Below are 2,922 nucleotides of genomic sequence, written 5' to 3'. Positions count from 1 at the left end.
CGATTTCAATATTGAAACAAATGGTACTATTATACCGAGCTTTCACAGAGATAATGTGTGGTTTACCTACGATTACAAGACGCCAACATCTTTGGCAGAAGAGTCTATGAATTTAGATATATTTAAAGTTTCTAGAAAACAAGATTTAATTAAATTTGTAGTCGGTTCTGTAGAGGACTTGGATTGTATGCGTCGTATCATCAATGAACATCCTACAAAGGCCCAAATTTATGTGTCGCCTGTGTGGGGTAAAATTGAAGCCGCATCTATTATCGATTATATGAAAACATATAACTTACAGAATGTGCGATTTCAACTGCAAATCCATAAATTTATATGGGATCCAGATGCGAAAGGTGTATAGTGTATTTAGGATGTGTAGTATTAGTATCTTACGCAACATAGTATGATGTATTGAGGTATGATAACATTTTGATATAAAGGGGAACATATGGATACAGAAAAAATAGAATCGCTTATATATCAATTGCTAGAAGCCTTGGGCGAGGACCCTAACCGTGAAGGATTGTTGGAAACACCAAAGCGCGTAGCACAAATGATGGAAGAAGTATACGAAGGGATTCAGTATACAAATGCTGAGATTGCTGAAATGTATGGCAAGACCTTTGCAGTAGATACAAATCAAATGGTAGTAGTTAAGGATATTACTTGCTTCTCTCATTGCGAGCATCATATGGCGCTCATGTATGATATGAGCATCAGTATCGGTTATATTCCGAAAGGTCGAGTTATTGGCTTATCTAAGATTCCTCGCATTGCAGAAATGTGTTGTAAGCGTTTACAATTGCAAGAGAAAATTGGAGAAGACATTGCTGAAGTCATCTCTTTAGCAACAGGCTCTGAAGATGTAATTGTTCATATTACATCCTCCCATAGTTGTATGAGTGCGCGAGGCATTAAATCGACCGATAGTCAAACGACGACACTAGCCACAAAAGGTGTGTTTAACGAAGATAATATGATTCATCGTTTTATGCTCATGAAACAGTCATAGAAATGCGGTGTGCCTTGACTTAGTACTAGCCTATTCGGTATAATTAATAAGCTAGAAACTAACTGTGGGCCTATAGCTCAGGGGTAGAGCAACCGGCTCATAACCGGTCGGTCCCTGGTTCGAACCCAGGTGGGCCCACCAATTATGTTGATATCTACCGTCCTTGAGAATTCAAGGGCGGTTATTTTTATATACTAATAGTAGAGGATATTATGGAACCTAGACCTATGATGGACCGCTTAGAAGCGGTGTTTTCAATCGTGCCAAAGGCTCATGCTATTGCAGATATTGGTACAGATCATGGCTACTTAGCGGTAGAGCTCATTAATCGTGGTCGTGCTGAATTTGTCGTCGCTGGGGATGTGCATAAAGGACCTTTAGAATCTGCAAAAGAATATGTTAAGTCCCGTGGGCTTGAGTCTAAGGTGGATTGCCGTTTAGGGGATGGTCTCAAGGTAACGCAGAAGGGCGAGCTAAATGGTGCCATTTGCTGTGGTATGGGCGGTTTTTTGATGCGCGATATCGTAGATGCAGGGCCTGAACCATTAGAGTTCTATGTGTTACAACCACAAAATGGGCAAAAAGAATTGCGTCAGTATATGGTGCAAAGGGGCTATGTTATCGTTCTTGAAATTATTGTTGAAGATGCAGGGAAATTATACACTGCGTTTTTAGCGATTCGCGAAGATTGCCTAGAAAACTATACGGGCACAGCAAATCATGAAAATGTGTATGCATCATTGCCAGAGGATTCCTTGTTATGGTCTGTAGGTGCTCTTTTAGAACAAGAACGCCCACCTCTTTGGCATAAATATATTGAGTATTTGATGTATCAACGCCAATGTGCACTAGATGGGATGACTGATACATTGAGTCATACCGATAAATATAAGGAACTAGATGCTGAAGTAGCGTTTCTTCGTAGTCTTTTAGAAAATAGATAGAAGGAAGTGAGTTATATGACAACAGTTCAATATGTTATTTCGTTGATGGAACAATTAGCGCCCCGTTCCTACGCTGAATCTTGGGATAATGTAGGTCTCATGGTGGGCGATCGTAATGCAGTAGTTACAGGTATATTAACGACCTTAGATGTTACAGAGGAAGCTATCACCTATGCTATTGAGCATAACTATAATTTGATTGTTAGCCACCATCCACTTATTTTTAAGGGGTTAAAACAGCTATCTTTTGATACCGTGCAAGGTCGCATGATTCATCAGTTGATTCAGCATAAGATTGCCGTTTATAGTGCTCATACAAATCTCGATATTGCCCCAGGTGGTCTTAACGATATGTTAGCGAATCAATTAGGGCTTATAGATATAAAGGGTTTTGTTAAAACTGGCGAAGATGCATTGTATAAGGTGACGACCTTTGTACCTGAAAGCTCTGCTGATGCAGTTCGTCATGCTATGGGGAATGCAGGGGCAGGAAAAATTGGTAACTATGAGCACTGTAGCTTTAGTATTCACGGTGAAGGTCGCTTTATTGGTAACGAAGATTCTAATCCTGTTATCGGTGAAGCAGGTGCGTTAACGGTGGCACCTGAGGTACAAGTAAATACTATCGTTGATGGTACCCATTTAAGCCAAGTGATTGAGGCTATGAAAGCAGCACATCCTTATGAAGAAGTGGCTTATGAAGTTGTATCCTTGATAGAGCCTACCGCTTCTACTCAGTATTTAGGTAGAGTAGGTCGCTTGCCAAATGCATTAAGTTTAGATACCTTCCGTGAATGGGTACAAGAAGCTTTGCCACTGGCAAATATTCGCTTCGCTGGTATTGCACCTAAGGAGATTCAATCGATTGCGTTATGCTCTGGAGCTGGTGCTGAATTTATTAAAGATGCGGCTCGATTGCATGTGGATGCATACATTAAACTAGGTTATTCATTTATGCTACCA

Annotated in this window: 3 protein-coding genes, 1 tRNA gene and 1 pseudogene; all 5 read left to right on the top strand. The window is 40.3% G+C overall.

Translation table 11 applies throughout. The features are described 5' to 3' along the window. A pseudogene (locus Q0F90_RS08540) lies at window positions 1-364 on the top strand (7-carboxy-7-deazaguanine synthase QueE); the annotation flags it as partial. An 87-nt stretch (window positions 365-451) separates the two neighbouring features. After that, a complete protein-coding gene (gene folE / locus Q0F90_RS08535; protein WP_119209248.1) occupies window positions 452-1,015 on the top strand; it encodes a GTP cyclohydrolase I FolE in 564 nt (187 codons plus the stop codon). Between the two features lie 66 nt (window positions 1,016-1,081). Beyond that, a tRNA-Ile gene (locus tag Q0F90_RS08530) sits at window positions 1,082-1,156 on the top strand. 71 nt (window positions 1,157-1,227) lie between these two features. Beyond that, a complete protein-coding gene (locus Q0F90_RS08525) occupies window positions 1,228-1,959 on the top strand; it encodes a class I SAM-dependent methyltransferase (RefSeq protein ID WP_296004758.1) in 732 nt (243 codons plus the stop codon). A gap of 15 nt (window positions 1,960-1,974) precedes the next feature. Beyond that, a partial coding sequence (locus tag Q0F90_RS08520; RefSeq protein WP_296004756.1) for a Nif3-like dinuclear metal center hexameric protein occupies window positions 1,975-2,922 on the top strand: 948 nt, incomplete at its 3' end.

The sequence above is a fragment of the uncultured Veillonella sp. genome (assembly GCF_934190855.1).
Taxonomy (GTDB): Bacteria; Bacillota; Negativicutes; order Veillonellales; family Veillonellaceae; genus Veillonella.
The sequence above is the reverse complement of the archived record's forward strand: the minus strand, read 5'-3'. Positions and strand labels throughout refer to the sequence as shown.